Annotated in this window: 2 protein-coding genes and 1 pseudogene; 2 read left to right on the top strand and 1 reads right to left on the bottom strand. The window is 78.1% G+C overall.

Features of this window, described 5'->3' with window-relative positions; genetic code table 11:
* Both N866_RS18575 and N866_RS18580 read left to right on the top strand, forming a co-directional pair.
* The coding region (locus N866_RS18575) for a metallopeptidase family protein (protein ID WP_034229563.1) at nucleotides 1-379 on the top strand (379 nt) is incomplete at its 5' end.
* A 36-nt stretch (nucleotides 380-415) separates the two neighbouring features.
* Nucleotides 416-1315, top strand: coding sequence for a glycosyltransferase family 2 protein (locus N866_RS18580; protein ID WP_052023259.1), 900 nt, complete (start codon nucleotides 416-418; stop codon nucleotides 1313-1315).
* A 1-nt stretch (nucleotide 1316) separates the two neighbouring features.
* On the opposite strand, the pseudogene N866_RS21695 reads toward N866_RS18580, so the two are convergent.
* Nucleotides 1317-1737: pseudogene (locus N866_RS21695) on the bottom strand (hypothetical protein); the annotation flags it as partial.

The following is a 1737-nucleotide window of genomic DNA, read 5'->3' on the forward strand; positions in this document are numbered from 1 at the left end:
CGGCCCCCGCGGGCTGCTCCTGCCACCTGACCTGCCGGCCTACCGGACCCGGTCGGAGCGCTTCGACGACGTCGTCCTGGAGGCGGTCGAGCGCCTGGAGCGGCGGTGGGGCTCCCGCCTCGCCGGGACCGAGTTCGCCGTCGAGGAGGTGCCGCCGTCGCAGCCCGCCCCGTGGGAGCACGGAGGTGTCCCCCTCGGCCGCTACTTCCCGGCCGACGTGGGCGCGCCTGCGCGCGTGGTCGTCTACCGGCGTCCGGTCGAGACGCGCGCCGACGGTGAGGCGGACCTGGCCCACCTCGTGCGGGACGTGCTCGTCGAGCAGGTCGCCGCGCTGCTGTCCCTGCCCCCGGAGGACGTCGACCCGGGCTACCAGGACTGACCTCCGCACCGCCGGGCCCGGCTAGGGTGATCGGCGATGAGCGCCACCCCGCCGCCCGACGCCGCCCCCGTGCCGAGCCGCCCCCCGGCCGACGTCCTCGTCGTCTCCGTGGCCTACCACCCCGGGCCGGAGCTCGCGCAGTTCGCGGCGAGCCTGTCCGGAGCGACGACGCGGCCGTACCGCCTCGTGCTCGTCGACAACGGGACCGACCCGACCGCGGTCGACGAGGTCGCGCGGGAGTCCGGCGCGACCGTGCTGCGCACCGGGGAGAACCTCGGGTACGGACGCGCCGCGAACCGCGCCGCGGCGGGCGCGACCGAGCCCTGGCTCGTCGTCGCGAACCCCGACGTCGTCTGGCACCCGGGCAGCCTGGACGCGCTGCTCGCCGCGGCCGGACGGCACCCGGGCGCCGGTGCGCTGGGCCCGGCGGTGCTCAACGTCGACGGGACCGTCTACCCCTCCGCCCGCGAGCTCCCCTCCCTCACGCAGGGGGTCGGGCACGCGCTCCTCGCGCGGGTGTGGCCCGGCAACCCGTGGACCCGGGCGTACCAGGCGCGTCAGGAGACGACCGGCTCCGGCGAGCGCCCGGCCGGGTGGCTGTCGGGGTCCTGCCTCCTGCTGCGGCGCGAGGCGTTCGAGGCCGTCGGCGGCTTCGACGAGCGGTACTTCATGTTCTTCGAGGACCTGGACCTGGGTGAACGCCTGGCCGGGGCGGGCTGGACGAACGTGCACGTGCCCGGCGCCGAGGTCACCCACGTCGGCGGCGCGTCCTGGCGCGAGCGGCCGGACGCGATGATCCGCGCCCACCACCGCAGCGCCGCGCTGTACCTGTCGGGCCGCTACGACCGCTGGTACCAGGCCCCGCTGCGCCTCGTGATCCGGCTGGGCCTGGCCGCGCGGCAGGCCGTCGAGCTGCGCTCGTCCCACCGCCGGTAGGTCAGCGCACGTCCACCCGCAGCGCCTCGCGGCCCCGCTGGTCCGGCGTCGAGCCGAGGACGCTGACCATCGCGCCGTCCGGCGCCGCGGCCGTGAGCAGCCCGCCGAGCACCACCTGCGCGCTCTGCGTGCGGGCGCGGACCGCGACCACGCCGACGTCGGGCGGGAGGCCGGCCCGCGTGGCGAGCTCGGTGACGTCCAGCCGGACGGTCCTGCCCCGGTCCAGGGTCAGCTCGACGGTGCCCGCCACGGCGCCGGCGCCGTCGACCAGGTCCAGGGACACGGATGCGGTCGCCCGGACGTCGGTCCCGGGGGGCGGGTCGACGAGGGCCAGGACGACGGCGCGCGTCACCCCGGCGCCCCCAGCGGCGACCGGCTCCCCCGCCGGGTCGGCGGCTGGGTCGGCGGGGGGCGCTGCGGCG

The organism is Actinotalea ferrariae CF5-4 (genome assembly GCF_000603945.1).
GTDB lineage: Bacteria > Actinomycetota > Actinomycetes > Actinomycetales > Cellulomonadaceae > Actinotalea > Actinotalea ferrariae.